At 41.1% G+C, this 24401-nt stretch carries 19 protein-coding genes; 1 reads left to right on the top strand and 18 read right to left on the bottom strand.

What is annotated here, in order from left to right; all coding sequences use genetic code 11:
- Window positions 1–110 precede the first annotated feature (110 nt).
- The 11 genes from HNQ46_RS02100 to HNQ46_RS02050 all read right to left on the bottom strand — a co-directional run bounded on the left by HNQ46_RS02100 (window position 111) and on the right by HNQ46_RS02050 (window position 13332).
- Entirely contained in the window at window positions 111–1517 is a 1407-nt protein-coding gene (locus HNQ46_RS02100; protein ID WP_183682377.1) for a GntP family permease, read from the bottom strand.
- A gap of 184 nt (window positions 1518–1701) precedes the next feature.
- Window positions 1702–2700 carry a 4-hydroxythreonine-4-phosphate dehydrogenase PdxA gene (pdxA, locus tag HNQ46_RS02095; RefSeq protein ID WP_183682374.1) on the bottom strand — a complete coding sequence of 333 codons (999 nt, stop codon included), beginning with the start codon at window positions 2698–2700 and terminating at the stop codon, window positions 1702–1704.
- A gap of 54 nt (window positions 2701–2754) precedes the next feature.
- The gene (locus HNQ46_RS02090; protein ID WP_183682371.1) at window positions 2755–4059 is read right to left on the bottom strand and encodes a four-carbon acid sugar kinase family protein; all 1305 of its coding nucleotides are present in this window, start codon (window positions 4057–4059) and stop codon (window positions 2755–2757) included.
- 400 nt (window positions 4060–4459) lie between these two features.
- The gene (locus HNQ46_RS02085; protein ID WP_183682368.1) at window positions 4460–5362 is read right to left on the bottom strand and encodes a ribokinase; all 903 of its coding nucleotides are present in this window, start codon (window positions 5360–5362) and stop codon (window positions 4460–4462) included.
- A gap of 11 nt (window positions 5363–5373) precedes the next feature.
- Complete coding sequence (locus HNQ46_RS02080) at window positions 5374–6123, bottom strand: glutamine amidotransferase (RefSeq protein ID WP_183682365.1); 750 nt, start codon at window positions 6121–6123, stop codon at window positions 5374–5376.
- 68 nt (window positions 6124–6191) lie between these two features.
- Window positions 6192–7484 (bottom strand): M20 family metallopeptidase, encoded by a 1293-nt coding sequence (locus tag HNQ46_RS02075; protein WP_183682362.1) that lies wholly within the window; start codon window positions 7482–7484, stop codon window positions 6192–6194.
- 20 nt (window positions 7485–7504) lie between these two features.
- Complete coding sequence (locus HNQ46_RS02070) at window positions 7505–8437, bottom strand: nucleoside hydrolase (protein WP_183682357.1); 933 nt, start codon at window positions 8435–8437, stop codon at window positions 7505–7507.
- A gap of 56 nt (window positions 8438–8493) precedes the next feature.
- The gene (locus tag HNQ46_RS02065; protein ID WP_007157123.1) at window positions 8494–9432 is read right to left on the bottom strand and encodes an ABC transporter permease; all 939 of its coding nucleotides are present in this window, start codon (window positions 9430–9432) and stop codon (window positions 8494–8496) included.
- Window positions 9432–10505: an ABC transporter permease gene (locus HNQ46_RS02060; RefSeq protein ID WP_183682354.1), complete on the bottom strand. Its 1074-nt coding sequence runs from the start codon at window positions 10503–10505 to the stop codon at window positions 9432–9434. Before HNQ46_RS02060 ends, HNQ46_RS02065 begins: the two co-directional genes overlap by 1 nt.
- Entirely contained in the window at window positions 10498–12126 is a 1629-nt protein-coding gene (locus tag HNQ46_RS02055) for an ABC transporter ATP-binding protein (RefSeq protein ID WP_243155810.1), read from the bottom strand. The genes HNQ46_RS02060 and HNQ46_RS02055 overlap by 8 nt, the downstream gene beginning before the upstream one ends.
- A gap of 78 nt (window positions 12127–12204) precedes the next feature.
- Complete coding sequence (locus HNQ46_RS02050) at window positions 12205–13332, bottom strand: BMP family lipoprotein (protein ID WP_183682351.1); 1128 nt, start codon at window positions 13330–13332, stop codon at window positions 12205–12207.
- Window positions 13333–13723: 391 nt separating this feature from the next.
- On the opposite strand from HNQ46_RS02050, the gene HNQ46_RS02045 reads away from it, so the two are divergent.
- On the top strand, window positions 13724–15700 hold the full coding sequence (locus tag HNQ46_RS02045; RefSeq protein WP_183682348.1) for a PfkB family carbohydrate kinase: 1977 nt from the start codon (window positions 13724–13726) through the stop codon (window positions 15698–15700).
- Between the two features lie 79 nt (window positions 15701–15779).
- On the opposite strand, the gene HNQ46_RS02040 is transcribed toward HNQ46_RS02045, so the two are convergent.
- The 7 genes from HNQ46_RS02040 to HNQ46_RS02010 all read right to left on the bottom strand — a co-directional run bounded on the left by HNQ46_RS02040 (window position 15780) and on the right by HNQ46_RS02010 (window position 24370).
- Complete coding sequence (locus HNQ46_RS02040; RefSeq protein ID WP_183682345.1) at window positions 15780–17606, bottom strand: glycoside hydrolase family 2 protein; 1827 nt, start codon at window positions 17604–17606, stop codon at window positions 15780–15782.
- A gap of 17 nt (window positions 17607–17623) precedes the next feature.
- Window positions 17624–18454, bottom strand: a complete 831-nt coding sequence (locus HNQ46_RS02035; RefSeq protein ID WP_007157132.1) for a carbohydrate ABC transporter permease — start codon at window positions 18452–18454, stop codon at window positions 17624–17626.
- Window positions 18455–18456: 2 nt separating this feature from the next.
- Window positions 18457–19368, bottom strand: coding sequence for a carbohydrate ABC transporter permease (locus HNQ46_RS02030; protein ID WP_183682342.1), 912 nt, complete (start codon window positions 19366–19368; stop codon window positions 18457–18459).
- A 31-nt stretch (window positions 19369–19399) separates the two neighbouring features.
- A complete protein-coding gene (locus HNQ46_RS02025; RefSeq protein WP_183682339.1) occupies window positions 19400–20773 on the bottom strand; it encodes an extracellular solute-binding protein in 1374 nt (457 codons plus the stop codon).
- 74 nt (window positions 20774–20847) lie between these two features.
- Entirely contained in the window at window positions 20848–21768 is a 921-nt protein-coding gene (locus HNQ46_RS02020; RefSeq protein WP_007157135.1) for an ABC transporter permease, read from the bottom strand.
- Window position 21769: 1 nt separating this feature from the next.
- Window positions 21770–22840 (bottom strand): ABC transporter permease, encoded by a 1071-nt coding sequence (locus HNQ46_RS02015; protein ID WP_007157136.1) that lies wholly within the window; start codon window positions 22838–22840, stop codon window positions 21770–21772.
- On the bottom strand, window positions 22841–24370 hold the full coding sequence (locus tag HNQ46_RS02010) for an ABC transporter ATP-binding protein (RefSeq protein ID WP_183682336.1): 1530 nt from the start codon (window positions 24368–24370) through the stop codon (window positions 22841–22843).
- Window positions 24371–24401 lie beyond the last annotated feature (31 nt).

The raw sequence follows: 24401 nt of genomic DNA, 5'->3' as shown, positions 1-24401 counted from the left end.
CGCATTCCGGTCCTTTTCTCCGAAAATATCTTAGCATATTTTATAAAAAAATGGCTTAGCTTCCCGAAAGAAACCAAGCCATTTATCCTCAAACATTTATCCTCGGAAAATTAGTGCATAATAAAGCTAAGGATAATTACTTCCAAACATCCTACTGCCCAGATAATGGTTGTGGTAATGGACCAAACACGAATCTGATCCTTTGCCTCACTTACGCCAAGCGTTCTGTTTACTACCCAGAAGTAGCTATCATTGAAATAACTGAAGAAGCAGGAGCCTACGCAACAAGCCAAAGCGGAAACCACAGGATTAGCTCCGGTAGCCAGGATAATCGGTGCGGAAATACTTGCCGCAGTAGTCATGGCTACCGTTCCGGATCCCTGGATAAAACGCATTACAGTGGAAATAACGATAGGAAGCAGGATAATAGGTACGTTCATAGCGGTAATTCCCTCCGCCATATAGGTTCCCAGTCCGGAATCCTTGATGATTTGTCCTAAAGCTCCACCGCCACCGGTTACCAGCATAATGATTCCTGCAGACATCATTCCCTTTTCCATGGAAGAAAGGATATCCTTACGGCTCATATTTTTCCCAAGAATGAAAATAGCAGTCAATAAGCCGATTCCTACAGCAACAATAGGCTGTCCCAGGAAAATCAGAATATGGAAAAATCCGTCCATAAGCTTCATTGCCGTAAATACGGTATTCATTAAAATCAAGATGACAGGTAAAACAATGGGAAGGAAGGAAGAAAATGTAGAGGGAAGATTTTCTGAACCTAAATTGATTTCTTTTCCAAGCTCTACACTACCGGCCTGTGCCTCCACAAGCTCATCATTTTCATTAATAACCCAGTTTAACTTCTTAGCAATATACTTTCTGGCATAAAGAATCGCCACAATGGTCATTGGGATAGAAAGTACCAGCGCCAATAAAATAAACTGTCCTACATCCACGCCGAAGATTCCGCACACGCCCAAGGGGCCAGGTGTAGGAGGAACCATGGTATGGGTAATTACGAGACCTGCTGCAAGAGCTACCCCCAAAGAAATCAGAGATTTCTTTGTAACCTTGGAAATCGCCTTTGCGATAGGGGACAGGATAATGAAGCCGGAGTCACAGAAGATAGGAATAGAAACCAGGAAACCGGTAAAAGCCAAAGCCTCCTCTTCCTTATTCTTTCCAAATACCTTTAAGAAGCAAAGAGCCATTCGCTTTGCTGCTCCTGTTTCCTCAAAGATTGCTCCCAGCATAACGCCGAAACCAATAATAATACCAATGCTGGATAAGGTATTTCCAAATCCGCTGGTAATAGACTGCAAAATACCGAACTTCGTTCCATTTTCCAAGGTGATGGTATTCAAAGGCATTCCGCCAATTACACCAATCACTACGGTAGTGATAATCAGAGCCAAAAAGGCCTGAATCTTTGTCTTTAATACCATGAAAATCAGTAACACAATACCGATTGCCAATCCCAGGAGCATTTGCTCTCCATGTAAACCATTAACCATACTTTCCTCCTCTTTAGAAAAATACTTTTCTTTTCCCCTTCGTTGTCAATTGCTCATTTGCACAAGCCGGTTTTTTATGTGTTTCAACTCATTTATGTGATTCACTATTTTATGTGGTTTAACTTTCTTATGCATTTCCTTTTTTTATCTTTTTATAGAACTAAGTACTTTTGCACAGTTCTTCTTAGTGCTTAAAAGCCTCTGCATACTTTGCCGCAAGTCGAATCGCTTCTTCCATACTGATGCTGTCTGCAATGCCGGTTCCGGCAATGTCAAATGCAGTTCCATGATCCACAGAAGTTCTTAAAATCGGCATACCGTTGGTAATAGCGATAGTTCTATCAAAATCCAAGGTCTTGGTAGCGATATGCCCCTGGTCATGGTAGAGAGACAGTACGGAGTTGTATCTTCCCTGTGCTGCCTGATGGAAAACAGAGTCTGCCCCAATAGGTCCAACCACAGGATAGCCTTCCTTCTGCAGCTCTTCCACCGCCGGCATAATCTCCTTCACTTCCTCGTCTCCGAATAAGCCATGCTCTCCGCAGTGCGGATTCAGGCCGGCAATGGCCATTTTTCCGTCTGTAACCCCCAGCTTTTTCAAAGCCTCCAGACAACGCTTCACATAGTCCTTAATGCGCTCCTTGGTAATCATATCCAGCATTTTCCGAAGAGAAACGTGTCTGGTTAAGAAGAACACTCTCATGCCGTTACACTCAAACATGGTCAAAGGATCTTCCGTATTGGTTAATGAACCAAAAATCTCCGTGTGACCGATAAAGGGCACCTCTGCCGCCTTTAAAGATTCCTTGTTGATGGGTGTGGTAGCCACCGCATCCACCAGTCTTTCATTGGCCAGCTCGATAGATTTCTTAATATAGGAAAATGCAGCCTTTCCGCACATCGCGCTGACCTTTCCATAGGCAAAATCCGCCATGGAAATTTCGCCCTCCTGCATATAGTAAAGGCTGTCCTTCTCCTCTCCGCACTCCTCTACCTTTTCAATCTTTTGCAGGCGAATGGGAACTTTACAGATTTCCACCGCCTTTTCCAAAATCTTTCCGTCTCCGATAACCACTACCTTTGCAATGTCCTGGATTTCCTTTTTGGAAACGGCCTTCACCACAATCTCCGGACCGATTCCCGCAGGATCCCCCATAGGTACTGCAATTACTGCTTTCTTCATTTTATCCTCCTTCTTTTCATCATTTTTATTTTTGAGACCGACTCTTCCACCGCCTTATACAAAGAGCTTTTCCTTCAGGAAGGAAATACAACGAATAATGGCATCTCTTCCTCCCTGGCTGCCGCCCTTTGTAACCATATGCATTCCCGGGAAATCTCCCAGAAGCATTTCCCCGTGAGCTGCCAAGGGTAAAACCTCTTCCTTTAAGCTAAGACCTGCGGTTTGAAAGCGCTTGCAAATAGATACCGTCACATCTCCTCCGCTACTGTATATTCCCTTAAAGCTCTTTTCCCGCTCACAGATTCGATGAGCAATCTCCGCAAAAGCCAGATTCATCTTATTGCTGATTTCTTCGATTTGGCAGGCCCTGCTTTCCGCAAGCTTTCCAAGATCCACACGATTTTCCGGATAGATGCCGTCCCCCGTCACCGTGAAGACTCTATCCTTATCCACATCCTTCAGAATGGCATCCACCACTCTTTGAACCTCCTGCTCCCACAGCTCTTCCCCTTCCAAAAGCGCCTTGGTTTCCACAAAAACGTTCTTGCATCTTTGAGAAAGCCACAGCTCTTCCAGCTGCAATCTGGTATGCGGATTTACACTACCTACCACAGCCAAAACCTTGTTTTTCTCCTTCTTTTCTGTGGGAGGAATTCTCTTTCTCACAAGACTTGCGGTAAACACACCGGGATCCACCGCCAAGACCTTTAGCTTAGAGGTTTCCACCGCATCCGCAATCAAATCAATGTCTTCCTGGCTTACACAGTCCACCACAATAATGCGGTTTCCCTCCTCCGCCAGCTTTTTCATGCAATCCGCCAGATAATGCTTTCCGTGCAGTAAATCCTTCATCAAAATGGAGGCAATGGGATATTTACTCTGCTTCCGGAACAGCTCTGCCACCTCAGGATTATTCACCGGCGTTTTCGGATCAATGGCAATATCCGTCTTATGAAGCGGAAGCCCCTCCACCAACATATAGCCTCCGAGAACTATACGGGAGGATGTGGGGAAGCAAGCCACCACAATAGCCACATAGTCTTCTCCAAGGGATTCCAGCATGGCATCCACTTCCGCTCCCAGGTTTCCTCGTAAAGTACTGTCAATTCGTTTGCCGTAAACCTTGGTATCTTCGTTCTTCAGTAGATTACAAACATTGGAAACTCTTCTATACGCCAGATCCTGATCAATCCCTCTACTGTCCGTAGGATATAAAACGCAGTCACACTGCTCCAGCATAGACAGCTCTAAACGCTCAGCATTCAAAACCGTATAGGCGCTGTAATTCATCTTTTTCAGTAAAACTCCCGTGGCATTTGCTCCGGTTAAATCATCTGCGATGACAATACACTTTGGCATTCTTCTCCTCCGCTTGTTGATAGTTCTTAATGGATGTTCCTATGTGTTCCTTTATCTTGATAAGTACACATGGGTATTCGTATAAATCTCCCATAACGGATATACATTCATACATCTTAGCATATGTTAATATATGTTCTTTTATGTTTATTTAATGAGAATATAAACATATCTAACAGAACTGTCAATAAAATCCACACGAAAATAAACAGATTTGTTAATTTAGATAAAATAAACTACCGGTTTTGTAGAAAATCCCCTCCATCCACAAAACTTTCTTCACAGAACTAAATAGAAGGCTTTATCCTCAAAGCAAAGCCATATAAAACCTCCTCCAAAAACTCCTATCACACAAAAAAACCGCACTTGCGTACGGTTTTTTATGATCACTATTTTTCTTTTAACTAAAGGAAAAAGATAATACTTCTTCCTTCAAGGGAATGGATGGAGCCGCACCAAATCGGGAAATGGCAATTCCTGCAGCTCTGGCTGCCAAATCCATGGCTTTTGGAACCGTTTCTCCATTTAAAATACCTGCAATAAAGTATCCGGTAAAGGTATCTCCCGCAGCAGTGGTATCCACAATTTCCGTTTTATAGGATCTTTGGCGATAAAGGCTTTCCCCGTCAAAGTAAAGAGCTCCTTCCCCACCAAGGGTTAAAACGATTTTCGCTGTAGGATACTGAAGATGTAAGGCTCTAATCACTTCTTCGCTCTCTCGGTCGGCACTATCCTGTCCTAAGATCTGCGCTGCCTCCACTTCATTCAAAAGAAAATAATCCACATATTCCAAAGGTAAAGCTAAGATGGCTTCATTCATAGGAGAAGGATTCAGCACAATCTTCATTCCTCTTTCATGAGCCAGTTTCATAATACTGTCTATCTCATTGATTTCATTTTGCAATAGAAGAAAATCTCCTTCGGCAAAATTTGCGATAGTCTTCTGCACCTGTGCCTTGCTGATTTTATGATTTGCACCGCTATAGAGAATAATACAATTATCCCCCTCTTTATCCTTTTGAATAATCGCCGTTCCTGTTTGTACGCTATCCAAGGACTGCACATAGTCAATATTCACGCCTGATTCCTGAAGTAGTTTTAGAAGAAACTCTCCGTCCTTTCCTACAGCTCCGGCATGAATAGTAGAAACACCGGCTCTCCCCAAAGCCAGAGACTGATTTAAGCCTTTGCCCCCCGGAAATATGTTTAAAGCATCAGAGGAAATCGTTTCTCCTTTTTGAACAAAATGGTCCAGACTGTAAACATAGTCAATGTTTAAAGAACCAAAATTTAAAACCTTCATAGCTTCTCCCGTTATGCTTCCTTTGTCAGCCAACGCGCAAGGTTTTGGAACAGGCGGTTATAATCCTTCCACTCACAGAACTCAGGTGGTGCCCAGTGGGGAGCACAGTCCGTGGTGAACACAGCGGATCTTCCCTTACCGTATTCTCCCAAAGCGATAAAGGGATCATCACATACTGTTGCTAAAAGTTCTGCCTCTGGTTTTAAGATAGTCTTGTTGTAGCCTAAAACTCTTGGCCAGGTCTTTTCTAATCCCTCAAGGATAGCATGCTCCTTCACAGAAACAGGGCGAACTCCTTCACAATGCTCCATACGATCATCTGTAGCAAGTACCTGTACCGGTAAAACCTCCTGCACAGCAGTGTCCTGCCACTTTCCCTTGGCATCCACGCCGGAGAAGGTCAAGTATCCCCCTACCATTAAGAGAGCACCTCCGTCCAAGACATAGTCTCGAAGTAAGTTACAACGGTTCGGCATGATTTCGCTGCGAGTAAAGGTTGCTCCGGGTAAAAGCAGAGTATTAGCTCCGATATCTGATAAAATAATCAAATCATACTGCTTTAATTCTTCCAAGCTGAAAGGAAATTCTTCTGTTGCCAAATGATTTGGAAGAAATGTAAACTCATATCCCCCCTCTTCAAAAGCTCTCTTAATATACTTCTCTCCTGTCTCGTAAACAGAAGTATAAAAGCTGTCAAATCCTTTCACGTGAGTGGTATAACTCATCCATGATTCCCCTGCCAATAAAACTTTCTTTGCCATGTTTTTATTCTCCTTTTCTTTTCACTATTTGTTCTTAAAAGCTTTGTATTCCTTTTAAGAGCACTGTATTAAGCCTGACAAAAGTCCAATATCAGTTCTGCATAAATCAAGATAGACTGTAAGTAAGCCTCTAAATCCAGCCATTCATCCACAGCATGACACTGGGCAAGATTTCCCGGTCCAAACTGTATGGTGGGGCATTCCGCGATATTTCTCCATAATCGAGAATCACAACCCGCCGGAGATCCTACCACCTTAACAGCCTTTCCTCTGGCTTCGGAATAAGCCCTCTTAAAGCTGCCCACAAAGGGAGAATGCTCCTCCATCTCAAAACCGCCGCCAAATTGTGTAATCTGTATTTCCGGTAAATGCTCTTCCAGCCAAGCATCCGATTTAGCAACTCTTTCCACTACTTCTTGGAATTCTTTTACCACCTGATTGTGACTCATCTGATTGGGAAGATAATGCACACAAACCTCAAACATACAATCCTCCGCCACAGTGGAACCGGCAGTTCCTCCATGGATAAGGCCTACGTTTAAATTTGGAGCCGGTAAAAGAGGATGCTTGTAATGTAAAAGCCACTCATGCTCCTTCTCGTTTAAAGCCTGAATCACCTTAATTGCTTTTTCTATGGCGCTGACACCATTCTGCTTGGCGCCGGAATGACATGCTTTCCCGGCAAATTTTACCCTGAAAAAGACAAAACCCATATGCGCCAAAATTAGCTCATCGCTGGTGCCCTCACATACCACAACGCCATCCGCCCTCTGCCCGCTCATAATCGCCTGCATGGAGCCGTTTCCGCCGCCTTCTTCATCACAGACTGAAGTGATTTTCACAGAACCGAAGAAGGGAATTCCTGCATCCTGCAAAAGCTTTACCGCCATAGTTGCAGCCATCAGCCCCCCCTTCATATCTGCAGTACCTCTTCCGTAAAGCTTTCCGTCCCTTATCGTAGGGCTAAAGGGAGGCGTGGTCCATTCCTCCACTTCATCCGCAGGCATTACGTCTATATGACCGTTAAACATCAGGGTTTTACCGGGCTTTTCTCCGTTAAATTGAGCGTAAACATTATATCGGTCTGTCTGCTGGTGCCCCAGGTTTCCCTCTTGATAAAGGGAGAAGCATTTTTCAATATCCTCTTCCTTCATGGAATCCAAAGTGACTTCTGCCCCCATCTTTCTAAAGAGCTCCGCCATATAATCCTGTCCTTGTTTTTCCAGGCCGCCATCAATCCCATGCCCCAAATCATGAGTATCTATCGCCACGAGCTCAGATAGGCGATCAATATATTTCTGTTTGTTTTTTTCTAAAACCTTTTTTAAAGCTTCCACTGTATTCCTCCCGGAGATACGCATTGCCGACTATCTTTTCCACATTAGTCGTATAGTTTTAAGCCATCTTCTACAATGTCCCAAAACTTTTCCACATCAATATCAATACCTACATTGACATTTGGCTCCTTCTTCATATAGCCAAAGAAATCACAGTTGGTTCTGCCATAGGACTGAGAACTGGATGTGTCCACTGTCACATTCATGGGCTTTGTAGTCAGAACCGTAGAGTCAATCAGGTAAGCAATGGTAATGGGATCGTGCAAAGGGCCACCCTCCCAACCATATACCTCTTTTTGCGTTTTACAGAAAAATGCCATTAGATCCGTAAATAAGTCCGAAGCCTTGTTGCCAACCTTACGCATCCGCTCCACAATTTCCGGATAACAAAGAGCCTTTCTGGTTACATCCAGTCCCACCATGGTGATAGGAAGTCCGGAGGAAATGCAAACATGAGCCGCTTCCGCATCCGCCAATATATTAAACTCCGCAGCAGGAGTTACATTTCCATTGGCGTAGGAACCACCCATAAAAACAATTTCTTGAATCTTATCCAAAATTTTCGACTCCATACGAAGAGCCATACCCAAATTAGTCATAGGGCCGGTGGTAACCATAGTGATTTTTTCCGGAGAATTCATCAAAGTCTTAATGATGTAGTTAACGGCATGATCCGCCTCAATTTCCCGATTTAATTCCTCAAATACAGGACCATCTAAACCGGTTTCCCCGTGGATGTCTCCGGCAATCACCTTATCTCTCACCATAGGTTGACCACAACCTGCATAAACCGGAATATTCAGATCTAAATGCTGTACTAGACGTAAAGCATTTCTCTGGGTATTTTCCAAAGTCTGGTTTCCTGCAACAACAGTAATCCCCAAAAGTTCCAAATTAGGATTCTTTGCCGCAAGAATTATCGCCACTGCATCATCATGTCCCGGATCACAATCTAATATAATTTTTCTTTTATTCATTCTTTTAACATTCCTTCCATTTTCTTAATCCTAAACTCAATTTCAAATAACATTCTCTAATTCGTAATTAATGAAGATTGCTTTTTCTTGGTAGCCTGAATCTTTACCGCCATGGAAATAGCCAGTACTACAATGGTCACAATATAGGGCATCATCAAAATAAATTGAGCAGGAATACCGTAGGCCTGTAATCTGGCTCCAACAGAATCGGAAAATCCGAAAAGCAAACACCCCATCGCTGTCAGCACCGGATTTGCACCTCCGAAGTACATTGCCGCAACTCCCATAAAACCACGGCTGTTGGTCATATTTTCCACAAACTGTGTACTATAGCCCAAAGATAAATGGGCTCCCGCCAATCCACCGATTAAACCGGATATCAACATAGCTTGATATTTAACTGCATTAGCTTGAATTCCCGCAGTTTCAGCAGCCATAGGAAATTGTCCTACAGCACGAAGGCGTAATCCCCATACCGTCTTATAGAAGATAAACTGCAAAAGAATAATAAAAATAATTACAAACCATTCCGTAAAGCGCCAGTCATTAAACAAGCTGTTTAAGACCGGAACATTTTCCAAAAATGTCATATGCAATTTTGGAATAGGAACGATTGAGGGATTGGAAAAGCTTCCGCTGGTATGGAAAAACACCTGAAGCATAAACTTGGTTAATGCAATAGCCAAAAGATTTATTCCCATACCGATGGCACAAATTTCAGAATTGTACTTAATATGACTGACAGCCATAATCATGGCAATGAGAGCTCCACCAAGCATAGCCGCCAGAATTCCCAGCATCCAGCTACCGGTAAAATAGCTCACAGCCACCGCTGTAAAGGCTCCCACCAGCATAATTCCCTCAGTACCGATATTTAAAATATTTGCCTGCTGCGTTATCGCTGCACACAGAGCCGCATAGATAATGGGAGTAGATGCACGGAAGGTTGCATAAATCAGTGATAGATTAAAGATTTTTCCTAAATTCTCTGACATTATTTATCCCCTCCTTTCTCTTTCTGATTCGAAGCTATCTCTGTTTTTAATTCCTTTTCCAGCTTTCTCCGCTGCCGAAGACTAATGACAAAATCCATGGTTGCGATAATAATAAACACTGCAGAGATAGTATCTACAATAGACTTCGGTACGCTGGTAGCCTGCTGCATAGCCATAGCCCCTGCCTTTAGTACCGCCAAGAAAAAAGCCACAAACGGAGTAAAGAGCATGTTTGACTTCACAATTAATGCCGCCAACATACCATTCGTTCCTAAATCCCTTGCAAAACCGTCCAGATAGTATCCATGTACACCAAGAACTTCTATGCATCCTGCAACTCCACCAAGGGCTGCAGAAAGTAACATCGCACCGATAAAGACTTTTTTAGAATTAATACCGGCATAATCCGCATGGGCAGGGTTGGTTCCCACCGTTCTAATCTTATATCCCCACTTTGTCTTATAAGTCATCCAAATGACTGCCAATACCACAAGGATAGCAATAAAAACCCCCATATTTGCCGAAGAAGGCTTCATGATTTTCGGAATCGTTACCAGCACAGGCTTGGACTGAGGAGTAGCCACTCCTGCGCTCATGGGTCCACTAACCAGATAGGAACCAATATACAGCGCTACCGTATTCATCAAAATCGTTACACAGACTTCCGATACATTAAAATAAGCCTTCAAAATCGCCGGAATCAAGCCCCATAGCATGGCTACCACAATGGCCCCGGTAAAGCAGGCAAGATATAAAAGAGGTACAGATAAAAATCCCCAATTGATACCGATATAAGCAGCAGTAATGCCTCCTAAAATTACTTCTCCCTCTACTCCGACGTTAAATGCTCCGGCCTTAGCCGCCACTGCAAATGCTGTTGCCGTCAACAGTAAAGGAGTAAATCCTGCAATAACATTTCCTCTTCCCAGTTTTGTTCCCAAGGCGCCTTTTAACAATGCCAGATAAGCATCAATAGGATTTTCCCCAATGGCAAGAATAAAAATGGCGCCCACCAAAATCGCCAGGAAAAAGGTAAACAATATTTTCAAAAAGCTGTTCAAAGACTTATTCATCTCCATTTCCTCCTTCCTGTAACTGATGTTCCGTCACGCCTTCTTTTGCCTGATGGTCTTCTACATCAACTTTAGGCTGTTGCTTTGTCATATCTTCTTTTACCTGATGGTCCACCGTACCTCCCATCATCAGAAGTCCCAGGTTATTTTCATTGGCTTCTCCGGCACTAAGCTCTCCGGTAATCGTTCCTTCGTGAATAACAATGATGCGATCGGAAAGGGATGTGATTTCTTCCAACTCCGTAGAAACCAGCAATACTCCTGCACCGTTCTTCTTCGCCTCCTCCAAAGTCTTTTGAATAGACTCTATGGCACCGATATCCACTCCTCTGGTAGGCTGAGCCGCCACCAGTAGCTTCTTATTCATGGAAACTTCTCTTGCTACTACTACCTTCTGTGCATTTCCTCCGGAAAGAGAGGATGTGGGTAGCTTATAGTCTGTGGGGCGAATATCAAAGCGCTTCACCATTTCTTCAGAATGCCGGTCCATAGCAGCTGTATTCATGACCATCCCCCTGCTGAAGGGTGCTTTGTCCACTTCCACCGCAACTAGATTTTCTTCAATACTCATGGTTCTATTCAGTCCCCGGGTATTTCTATCCTCCGGAATATGTGCCAATCCCACTTCTCGTACTTTTTTCGGAGAAAGGTTGGTGATTTCCTTTCCGTCCAGGAAGATATGCCCTCTCTCCACAGGACGTAGACCGGTGATTGCCTCAATCAGTTCTGATTGCCCATTTCCGTCTATACCGGCAATGCCCACAATTTCTCCCTCATTCACATGTAAGGACAGGCCTCGAATTTTGGAGCTTTCCTTTTGACTGGGAATCCAGACATCTTGTACATCCAAAATTTTCTTTCCTGCTTTTTCATATGTCTTATCAATATGTAGGAACACTTCTCGGCCAATCATTTTCTTGGTTAAATCCAGAGGAGAAGTTTCTTCTTTAGACACAATTCCCATATGCAACCCCTGTCGCATAACAGAAATACGATCCGAAATTTCCATAACTTCGTTTAGCTTATGAGAAATAAACACCAGAGATTTTTGCTCTTTCTTTAAATTATTTAATATCTCAAAAAGCTTTTTAGTTTCTTGAGGAGTCAAAACAGCAGTAGGCTCATCCAAGATGATAATATCCGCCCCTCTCATCAGGGTTTTGATAATTTCTACACGCTGTGCTTCTCCCACGGAAATCTGGCTAACCTTTTTGTCCAGCTGAATCTCCATGTTGTATTGGTCAATAAAGTGTTGAATCTCTTTTCTTGCCTTATCGAAGTCAATCTGTAGTCCCTTTTTAGGCTCAAAACCTAAAATAACATTTTCCAACACAGTCAAATCATTGACGAGCATAAATTCCTGATGAACCATTCCAATCCCATGTTGAATGGCCAACTTGGGATCTAACTTGCCCATGGACTGTCCCTTAACAATAATCTCACCGGAATCTATGGGGTACATACCGTAAAGCAGTTTCATCATAGTAGACTTTCCTGCTCCGTTTTCTCCGATTAATGAATGAATTTCTCCCTTAATCAGGTTGAATTGTCCATCTTTTACGGCATGCACTTCTCCAAAGGATTTTACGATGTTTTTCATTTCTACAACAAATTCACTCATTACTCTCCCTCATTTAACTGATAAAGAAAGGGCATGGGAGCCCTAAAGAGTCCCATGCCCGACACAAAGTTTCAGGCTTTATGCTTTCGGACCGAAACCTTCATAATTTTCCACTACAATCTCACCGGAGATAATCTTCTTGGACAGTTCTTCGCACTTATCTACAATATCCTGTGGGAACTTCTCTCCTAAAGACTTCTTGATTTCTGCGAAATCGGTTAAGCTTACACCGCCCTCTGCCAAAGACAGATACTGGGTGGAACCACCCTTAAATGTTCCCTCAACAACAGACTGAATAACAAGGTAGCACGCATTATCTACTCTCTTTACCATGGAAGTTACCACATGTCCGGGCTGGTCAGCATCCTGGTTTAAGTCTACGCCGATAGCATACTTATCCGCTTCCTTTGCCGCTTCCAAAATTCCTGTTCCTGTTCCGGAAGCCACATTCATAACAATATCAGCTCCCTGCTCATACTGTGCAAGAGTTAATTCTTTTCCCTTTAACGGATCTGTCCAAGAACCTGCAAAAGCCTGCAAAATAGTAACATCCGGATCGATGTACTTTGCGCCCTGCTCATATCCTGTATAGAAATCATGGAGTACAGGAATATCCATTCCGCCAACCCATCCGATTACATGTGCATCATTTACATTAGGAATATCAGTTTTCTGTGTAAACATAGCTGCTGCAGCACCGGCAAGGAAAGAACCCTGATTCTGGGCAAAGCTGATGGATTCCACGTTATCAAGATCAACGGTTGTATCAATTACCGCAAACTTAACATCCGGATAGTTAGGAGCATGCTCTGTAATGTAATCAGCGATATTGGAAGATGCACCGATGATAAGGTCATAACCTTCTTCGCAGGCAGCCACTAAATTCGCTTCCCATTCCTGTGCCGTAGTGCCTTCAAGAGACTTTAATTCAATACCGAAATCCTCAACTGCCTTCTTCGCACCGGCATTGCAAGAGTCATTGTAGGACTTATCGCCTAAGTTACCTGTGTAAACGATACAAACACGAACACCCTTTTTCTCTTTGGAATCAGACTTATCAGAAGACTTTTCCTCCTTAGAATCAGCCTGTGCAGCCTCGGTTTTGTTCGCATTGGACTCTGCCACCTCATTTGCAGACTTTCCGCATCCCAGCAATAAGGAACAACTTAACAAGCTTGCCAGAATTACACTCAGACATTTTTTCATTCTCTTTTTTCCTCCTTCACAAATATACGCTTTTTGCATCACCTAGATTATTTGTACAGGAAACTGTTTTCCTATACTTATTTTCTTATTCATAAGATATATCATCCGCCAGATTTGTGTCAATATCAATATATTTCTGTCGACAATTTTATCTGTTTTCAACTAAATGCAATATTATTTATATACAATATGCACATGTTTCGCACTGCATATCTCTTTCGTCAAAAGATTATTTTTTGCTTTCTTCCAATTCCCTCTTATTTTTTTGTCTGTTTCTTACAATTATAACAAGTTCCAAAATATTAGGCTCCACCTGAAAACGAAAACAAAGGTTCTAAATTCCTTAAGTTTATTATATGATAAGCACAAGTGTTAAAGTAGGAGAAAAAGTATGACCATTAAAGAATTTGCTCAATTAGCCGGTGTGTCTGTATCAACCGTTTCCAAAATTTTGAATCATAAAGACGCAAATATCAGCCCCCAAACAAGAGAGCATGTCCTTTCCCTTGCAAAGATTCATAATTATAAACCTTACTCTTTTGTGAGAACACAATATCCCGAAAAAACCAGTATTTTCGGGGTTATCTTTCGAGACTGTATTCCCGACGACAGACTCCTGAAAGGTTTAATGAATGTTGCCCGTTCCTACGGTTATGGCATAACAGTGCTGGAAAGCCATTTAAACAAAACGCAAGAATTAAAAAACCTATCCTTGCTTACTTCAAGCAATGTTGACGGCATTCTGTTTAATCCTATCAATTCCAAGCCATCTTCTGAAGTCTATGCACAGCTGAAGCAAAGTAAAAAACCCTACTTTCTTTTCAGTACAGAAGAAGATATTCCCGGTCCGGATTTTCTGCCTACCATTTCCTATAAAAGTATGGCGGAATTCTTGACCCAAAATCTGGTTCAAGCAGGACATTCCAAAATCGCCCTTGTGGCAGAAAAGGAAAGTCCTATTCGAAATGAATTTATTGAAGGTTTCAAAAGCTGTCTGTATCAAAATGCCATTTCTTTTACGGAAGAATTCATTTTCAGTAAAGATAACGAAAAATTTTACCGCCATATTTCCTGCGGGAGTATTAGTGCTGTACTAACTCTGCACTTCCAAAGTAGCTTTCAAATCTATCAAAGATTACTAAGCCGTCATTTGCATATTCCCAATGACTTTTCCTTGCTTACCTTATGTAAACACCAAAGCAATATTAATAACTTCTCCGAAATATCAGCCCTGCTAATCCCCTTTGAAGAATTTGGAGAATATCTTGGCTCCTGCCTGATCAAGCATCTTGAGCATTCTGAAAATACAGAACAGGAGCGAAAGCATTTTCAGCCGGACTATCATTTAAACCACACTAAATCTATTTCCGCCCCCGCTATGACTAAAAGAAAAAAAGTTCTTGTTTTGGGAAGTGTAAATATTGATTCCTACCTATTTTTCCGAGAGCTTCCCAGCCCGGGAATGGCAGCCAAGACCAGTCGTTCTTCCAACTATTTAGGCGGAAAAGGGATGAACCAAGCCATCGGAGTGAGCAAATTGGGACATCACGCCAGCATTATAGGGCTTGTCGGGGATGATTTGGAAGCAGATACCATTTACGAAAGTGCAAAGCAAGCAGGGATCAATACCGCCTATTTGAAGCGTGTCCACGGAGAATTAACCGGCAAAGGATATATTTTCTTAAACAACAGCGGAGATTCCATCGTCTCCATCCTTTCCGGGGCCAATGAGTGTGTCAGTAAGAAACATGTTGAAGAGGCACTTCCCATCTTCAAAGACAGTCATCTATGCCTTCTAAATACTGAAGTTCCGCAGGATACGATCTTGACCGCTTGTCGTTTAGCAAAAAGCCACAAGCTCCCTGTCCTATTGAAGCCTTCCTCCATAAGGCAAATAGACCCGGAAATCCTTGCCTTAACAGATATCTTCCTCCCCAATTTAGAGGAAGCACAGATTCTTTTATCTACGGAAGAATCCCAGCTTTCCAAAAAGCTACAGAAAATGCAGGCTAAAGAAGCTTGCGATAAAGCACTTTTAGAACAGTGTGCCGATTACTTTCTAAAAAAAGGGGCAAATATGGTGATTATAACCCTGGGAAAACAAGGACTTTTTGCAAAAGGAAAAGGCATATTAGGGCTGTATCCCGCTAAGGAAGTTAAAGCAATCGATACCACCGGAGCAGCCGATGCCTTTATCAGTGCCCTAGCCTCTTATATTCTTCTGGACTTTCCTATGGAGCAGGCTATCCGTATTGCAAGCTATGCAGCAGCACTAAGTGTCACAAGAGAAGGAGCCGCCCCCTCCCTAGTGGATAAGAACAGCTTGGAAGCTTATATAGCAACGGAAGAGCCGGAGATTTTGGAATAATAAATATTTTGTATGCTATCAAAAAAGCACACTTACCTCTTGGTAAATGTGCTTTTTTAGCCTCCAACATTCTTATATCTTAGTCGAATAAATGAATTAACCTTCCGTCAGATGGCCCGGTAAGATTAATTTTTCTAATCGCCTCAGGGGACACTTTATATTCATGGTTTTCATCCAACAGTCCATTTACTTCCTGCTCCACATCCGTTAACTGTGTATAACAAAAACCTTGGAAGAACGGAAGTTCTATTATGGCCTTTGTTATGGATTCATATCTTTCTAAAAATGCTTCTTCTGTTTCTACAGTATTGCCATATCCCCACTGTTCTTTTTCCTTTGTGGAAAATGCTATCCCACCATACTCAGTAAGTAATATTGGTTGCTTATCATATTGATACCCATTGGAAAAAGCCGATTTAAATCCACAATGATATTCTTCCGTAGTCTTCATTTGCTCCATAAAAGTACTGTATCGATTGAAGAAATCTTCCCCCCTTTCCGTATAGTCATGAAGTGTCAACAAATCCGTTTTGGTGTGCTCCCAACCATCATTAGAGATTACAGGCCTATATGGATCCAAAGATTTTGTCAAATAGTATATCCCTTCTGTCAAATACTGTTCCGCTTTTTCTTTTTCAATTTCAAATACTCCCCATGATTCGTTGAAAGGCGTCCAAGCAATGATAGAGGGATGATTATAATTTTGTTTTACTGCCTCCATCCATTCTTTAGTAAAAGCCATAATGCTTTCTTGATTGAAGCGATAATTTGATGGGAATTCACTCCATACCAATATACCCATAGTATCGCATAAGTAAAGGAATCTCTCATCCTCTATCTTCTGGTGTTTTCTGACTCCATTGAAGCCCATTTCTTTAATCTTTTGCAAGTCATGCAATAAAGCCTCTTCGTCCTTTGGTGTTAATCCTGTATCCTTCCAATAACCCTGATCCAATATCAACCTTTGATATAATGGACAGCCATTTAGTAGGAACTTCCCCTCTTCTATCCTTATTTCTCGGAGCCCAAAATAGCTGAAAACGGAGTCTAACATTCCATCTTCTTCCTTGATTTTAATCTCCAAATCGTACAGATTAGGCTCCTGAGGACTCCATCTCTTCACCAAAAATGGATCTATAGCAGGATTATCCAAATAGACTTTTAACTTAAATCTTCCTTCTTGAACTATCGCCTGAACCTCTGTCACATCTATATTCTGATACTTCACTTTCAGATTGGCAAACAATGGACATTTAGATGGCTTTGTTTCAACAGAAAGCAAGCAAGCATCTTCAACAAGCCCTTCTATTTCTACTGTATGTTCATATAGCTGTGGTGTGATTTTAACATCTTTAATATATCTTTGATTAACAACTTCTCCCCAAACGCTTTTCCAAATTCCGGAAGTTTGTATATACCAACAAGCATAACTATACTGTTCCCATCTTTGCTTTCCCCTAGGTTGTTCCATATTCGAAGAGTCAATAGCCAAAACAGTCAATATATTCTCTTTATCTTCAATGTACTCTGTCACATCAACAGAAAAGCGAGAATAGCCACCGCAATGCTGCCCAACTTGCTTTCCATTAATATAAACCTTGCTCAAATAATCTACGCCCTCAAAATGCAGAATAAATCGTTTTCCCTCCAGCTCCTTCTTATTAACAGGCAGCATTCTCTGATACCATAAATATCCGGAATGATTCTGAATATGTACTCCACTTTCTTTTGTTTCCGGACTAAAGGGAACTAAAATTTTTCTCTTTTCCGCTAGCGGTATCCCCATCTCCCAATGGCTTTTTTCTCCGGTTTTTTCATTGTCAAAAGCAAAGTCCCATTCCCCATTTAGTTCTATCCACGAGTCTCTTACTAATTGTGGTCTGGGATAATTTTCAATATGTTTCATGCTATTCTCCTTTTCCTTTATCCTTTGATACCACCTGTACTAATTCCTTGAACAATTTGCTTTTCAAATATTAGATATAAAATAATCATCGGCAAAGAAGCCACCATGTTTATACACATTGGAATGACAAAATCGGGCCTCTCTATCTTAATCAACGTCGGAATCCCGATAGGTAGCGTATATAGTTTTTCGCTAAATACACAAAGTAGTGGCCAAATATAATTATTCCAACTTGCGATGAAACTCATGATAGCAATTGTCGCAATGATTGGTCTTGAAAGCGGAAGGACGACTTTAGTGTAAATTATCCATTCCCCACCTCCATCGATTCGTACTGCCTCAAAAAGTTCTCTTGGTAGTGACCTAAAAAAGCTATAAGTGATTACAAAATTCATAGAACTGGCCACAGATGGCAAAATCAAACCGCTATAGCTATCAATTAGCTTTAATTTGCTCATTAATACAAATAAAGGAATAATCGTTGCCTCACTGGGAACCAGAATTCCAATAAGGAAATAAAAATAGAAAAAGCCACTTCCTTTAAAGGAAATATGAGCTATGCTATACGCCGCTAATGTAGACACAAGAACAGACAATGCAGTAGTCACCACAGCGACAATCAGGCTATTACAGAACCATCGAAACACTCCTGTTTTCAATAAAACCTGAGGATAATTTTGTAATGTATAGGGCGGTGTAAACCAAGAAAACACATTATGAAATTGCTTTCCTTCGTATTGAATGGAACAAAACAGCCCCCAAATAATCGGAGAAAGCATAATTAAAGCGATAAGTAAGGAAAGTGCAGAAATAAGATTGCTTTGTATTGTTTTCGTTCTATTTCTCATACTTAACCTTCCTCTTGTCTTCCAAAACGTCTTTGAATAAATACCAATAGACATAAAACAACAAATAAGAAATACGACATTGCAGAAGCATAGCCTAATTTATTCTTTTCAAATGCTTGTTGATATATGTATTGTATTAAAGAACGCGTAGTATTAGCCGGTCCTCCACCTGTCATTAAATGAATTTGTCCAAAAACTTTAAAGCTGGCAATAATTTGGAGCATCATCACAAGGAAAATTGTCGGTTTTAACAGTGGTACAGTAATCTTCCAAAATATTTGGAGCGGTGCCGCACCATCTACTTTTGCAGCATCATACAAAACCTCCGGTATATCCTGTAAAGCAGCTAAGTATAGCAACATAGAAAAACCTATAGTCCACCATAAAGTCATAGCTACTAAGCTAAACCACACTTTATTAGAATCTTGTAACCATAAAATCTCCTTCTGACCATTCAAGAAATGAAAAGACCGCAAAAGGCCATTTAGTAAGCCACGGTAAGGTGCAAAAACAAAACTGGCCAAATAAGAGGCAACAGAAACTGATAGCACTCCGGGTAAGTAATATGCCGTCCTTAAAAAGCGTCGGAAGCAAACGGCTCTGTTTGCCAATAATGCAAGGATAAATGATAAAATAACCAAGAATGGTACAGAAAAAATCACAAATTTTACAGTGTGGATGCAGGATAAGTAGAAATTCTTATCCTGCATCATCTTTTTATAATTTTCTATACCAACAAAACTGGCCTTTCCCATCAAATTCCAATTGCATAAACTGACATATATCCCTTGAAAAACAGGGAAGATTGTAAAGATAGAATAGAGCACGAAGAAAGGCATAATAAATAATATTGCCACAGCTTGCTTTTTCCCTATTTTATGTTTGTTATATGGAGCAGATAGCAATCTATTCATAGTTTACCTACTATTCTTTGATGGTTTACGTTTAATCCAAATTATTTTCCACAGCCTCTTTAAGAGCAGTTCCGGCTTCGTCCAAGGAACTGTTGCCTGTTAAATATGCACCTACCGCATCCATCAAATCTTTTTTCATTCCGCCATAATAATGTTCACTCTTTGGTGCATATTTCGCATACTCTAACTCAGAAATCACATTATATCCTTTGAGTTTTTTATATTCTTCACTCTGGTTAGCTTCATTTGCAGAGGGAATTTGTCCGGATCCTGCCCAAACGATACCTCCGTCTTTTGACGCATATACCATAAATTGAACTGCAGACAAAGTCTCTTCTTCTGTTCTTTTTTCTTTTTTGGGAAGAATCAAAGTATGGGAATCTGCCCAACAATATGGCTTATCGCCAAATAATTGTGGAAAAGTTGTGTTATTGAACTTAAGATTTTCCGTCTGCTCGTACGCTCCGGTTAACCAAGTGCCGCCAAAAAGTATAGCCGCTTTACCGGATTGGAATAAAGCCTGGCTATCATCAATACCTGGAAGAATATAGCCCTCTTTATAAAGTACTTCTAATTCCTCCAGCGCTTTTTTACCAACTTCTACATCTATTGTATTCTTTCCTTCTGCATTGATGAAATCCTTTCCACCCATTTGGAAATAAATTGCATACCAAGTTCTAAAGGGATCATCTCCGGACTGTGTTAATCCTAATGGAGATATTTCAGCAGGTAATTTTTCTTTGCATCGCTTTAAAATATCCTTAAATCCCTCCATATCCTTCACATTAAGAAGTTCCTCTTCCGTAACTCCCGCTTCTTCCAGAAGGCTGGTGTTGTAATACATTACCTCAGCATGAGTATCCAAAGGAATGGCATAGATTTTTCCATCAATGCTTACGGAGTCAAGACTGGATTTCTGATAGTCCTTTGATAAATCAATGTTCAGTTTCTTCAAATAATCATCTAATGGCTCCGCAACACCACTCTGGGAAAGCTCATATAGTTTAGAAACATGAGAGATACCAATATCAGGACCTTTTCCCGCAGCTACAGCAGTCTGTAATTTCGTATAATAATCATCCCAGACAAGCGTAATAATCTCCACCGGATTTTTAGGATTAGTTTGATTATATTGGTCTTTTATTTGTTTAAACCAATCTCCATCTCCCCCGGTAAATAAAGACCAAAAGCTTAAAGTACCCGCAGGAACAGTAACCTCTTCAGGGTTATCCACTGTTCCGGTTCCATTTGTTGTCTCTTCTGTTTTCCCTGCTTCTTCAGCTTTTGTCTCCATCTGAGCTTGTGAAGCAGAGTCTTTGGCCTCTTGTGCAGCTCCTCCACATGCGGACAATGCCATTCCTGCCACAAGTGAAAGGCTTAGAAATAGACGTTCTTTTCTTTTCATACCATATCCTCCTTTGTTATGAAAATATTGTTGTACCAAGCAAATGCTTGGTATGGATGCCAAAACTCTATACACTAATTCTCTTTCACATAATTCTGTCCCAGCTTATTTGGCGCTCTGAGATCTTTCCTACAAACCGTTAGAACAATCACTAAAACATAAGGCAGTGCACTAAAGAGTTCACTGGGCATGGTGCTCATCCCCAAAGATTTTACATAAACTCCAATAGCCTCTGATACGCCAAATACAGTACCGAAAATCAGTGCTCCTACCGGGTTCCAGTTTCCTAAAAAGCAAATTCCAAAAGCAATCCAACCGCGCCCACTAATGATTTCAGATGTATACATCCCCACATTACATAAAGAGTAGTACGCACCTGCAATTCCTCCCAAACAACCGGCGACGGCTACTGCCGCAAAACGAATCTTTAATATATCTATTCCTGCGGTATCAACGGCTTCCGGATTCTCTCCACAGGATCTAAGGGTAAGCCCCAATGCTGTATGATTCATCACAAATAAAATAATCGGAATCAATAGATATGCCAGATAGGTAATAATATTTTGAGAAAATAGAATTTTACCAACAAAAGGGATTTGACTTAGTATAGGGATCTGTATTGTGGAAAGCACCTCTACTTTCAAAGGGGTGGTTTGAATGCCAAAAATAACTCGATAGAAAAAAGTACAAAACCCTGTTACCAAAATGGAAATTGCTGTTCCCATTACAATTTGATGCTGGTTCATATATACAGTGGTTAAAGCATAGAGAAGCGCAACCATGAGGCCACACACCATAGCCAGCAAAAAACCAAGATATAGATTCCCACTAATGTATGCTCCTATGAATCCTCCCCATGCTCCTATGAGAAATATTCCCTCTACAGCGGTAACCATCATTCCTGTTCTCTCTGCAATCACCTCTCCAAGCGCACCAAGAATAAGAGGGGTACTCATAAAAAATGCTCTTGCCAAAAGGCTTGTTATATTGTTCATTCTAGGCCTCCTCTGTCACGATTCTCTTTTTCTTAAGCTTATTTAATTCAGCCTTTCTTCTAAAGTAGAAAGACATAAGCACGAAGAGCATTACAAAACCCTGTAGCAGATCAATTACACTGGCAGGAGCATCCGTTGAATGTCCCAATGCCGTTCCTCCAACTTGCAAAAAGCCAAATAGTAGAGAAGCCGGTACAACCGCAAGTGGGTGAGCATTGGCTAAAATAGCGATTCCGATTCCGTAAGATCCTATCTGCGTATCAAAACCGGTAAGAAGCATATGCTGCATTCCATTGATTTCCACCAGTCCTGCAAGTCCTGCAATAGCACCACTAATGGCGAAGGCAAGCATATATTGATGTTGAGGACTGATTCCGGACATTCTGGCAGCATCCTGATTTAAACCGGTTGCCCGAATTCTAAATCCTAAAGAAGTCTTATAAAGTACATACCAAACCAATACCGCAACCAGCAAAGAAATCACAATTCCCAAGGAAACAGAGGTGCCCGGGATGATTTTTGGCAGCCAGGTGCTTTTATCCAAATAGTCTGTTTTCAAATACTCATGTTTTGATTCCTGTAAACTGGTTCTGAGCAATAACTGCATAACATATTGGATAACATAGGTGGACATCATACTAATCAAAAATTCATTAGCATTGAATTTTGCCTTTAAAAATCCAATTATAAATCCAACAACAGCACCGCCCAAAATAGCAGCCATTCCTGCCAAAAGAATTACAATTGGTCCTGGAAGTTTCCCTCCCAGTGCTAAAGATACTGCCGATGCACAAATGCAGCCGGAATAGAACTGCCCCTGCGCTCCAATATTATACAGATTCGCTTTATAGGTGAACGTAAAAGCCAAACCGGTTAAAATAAGAGGAGCCGTTTTAATCAGAATATTTCCCATATTATATGTGCTGGAAAATGTTTCTGAAAACATTACCGTAAGAGCCTGAAAAGGATTCACTGATAATAAAGGTAAAAAACTAAAGCTGATTGTCAGACCTAAAAGGATTGCGAAAAGAATCCAAAGTAAAAAATCACAAAGAATCTCTTTCTTTTTCATTTACGCCTCCTTCAATTCATAGCCTGCCATTAACAATCCTATCTGTTCTGTGCTAAGCTCTCCATTTTGAAAAATCCCCATGATTTTCCCTTTGTATAAAATAGCAATCCTATCGGAAAGAGCAAAGATTTCCGATAGCTCTGTAGATACCAGTAAAATGCTCTTTCCCTTACTCTTTTCTCTCATAATGGTTTTGTGTACATAGTTAATCGCTCCAAGGTCTAAGCCTCTTGTAGGTTGATCAAATATAATCAACTTTTCTCCTCTATCCACTTCTCTGGCCACGACAACTTTTTGTTGATTCCCCCCAGACAAGCTACCAATCACAACTTCATGGTCAGGAGCCTTAACCTTATATTCCTGAATAATATTCTCCGTATAATTGTTCAATTCTTTCCATTTTATGATTCCATTTTTAACCCAGTTTTTAAGATAACTGGCTTTTAAAAGAATATTCTCAGAGAGTGTCATTCCGGAAATCATCCCATACCTGTAACGATCCGACGCTAAGTATCCTATTCCCTTTTCGATTCTTTCTTTTACCGCTAATTGGCTAATCTCTTCTCCGTCAAGAATCACCTTTCCTGCATGAAGTTTTCTTGCACCATAAATCGCTTCGCAAAGTTCCTGCTGTCCATTTCCGGAAACACCTGCAAAGCCAAGAATTTCTCCTTCTTTAATCGAAAATGAAACATTATCCAGTAATGGAATATTATCTTTAGATCTTAAAGATACATGTTCTACCTCTAATCTATTTTTCCGATTATCTGTCCCCGTCATTGATGGCGCTTTTATAATTTCCAAGTCATGTCCAATCATCAGATTGACTAACTCTGACTCTTTAACCGTCCGAATCTCCCCTTCTTCTATCGTCCCACTTATTTTTCCATTTCGCAGTACAATGATTCGATCCGATACTTCTAAAACTTCTTTCATCTTATGGGTAATAAATACTATCGAATTTCCCTTCGCTACATAGTCTCGGACAAATCCCATTAACACATCCGCTTCCTGGGGTGTAAGTACTGCTGTGGGTTCATCCATAATAATAATTTTTGCATTTAGGTAGAGCGCCTTTAAAATTTCAACTTTTTGCTGTGCACCAACCGTCAAATTCTTCACCAATTCCCCTGCAGGAACGTCAAAGTGATATTGGTCAGCAAGGGCTTGAATCTCTTTTTCTTTTTCTGTGAAATCAATCTTACCTTTGCAGTGCCCCAATATGATATTCTCGGTAACCGTATGTGCCTCTACCAAGGAAAAGTGCTGTTGAATCATAGCAATTCCACAAGCCATCGCCTCTTTAGGAGAGCGAATTTCTACCTTTTTCTGATTAATGAAAATCTCTCCTTCTGTGGCATGGTAAAGTCCGTATAAGATTTTCATGATGGTACTTTTTCCGGCACCATTCTCCCCTAAGAGAGCAACTACTTCTCCCTCTTTAATCACCATAGATACATCATCATTTGCCAAAACCTTGGCAAAACGTTTGTTGATATGTTTTAATTCAACAATAATATTTTTTCCCATATAATGCATCTCCTAAGGATTTTTATGAAAA

Origin of the sequence: Oribacterium sinus (assembly GCF_014202695.1) — a bacterium.
Classification (GTDB): domain Bacteria; phylum Bacillota; class Clostridia; order Lachnospirales; family Lachnospiraceae; genus Oribacterium; species Oribacterium sinus.
Note: the sequence above shows the minus strand (reverse complement) of the source record. Positions and strands in the feature narration are given on the sequence as shown.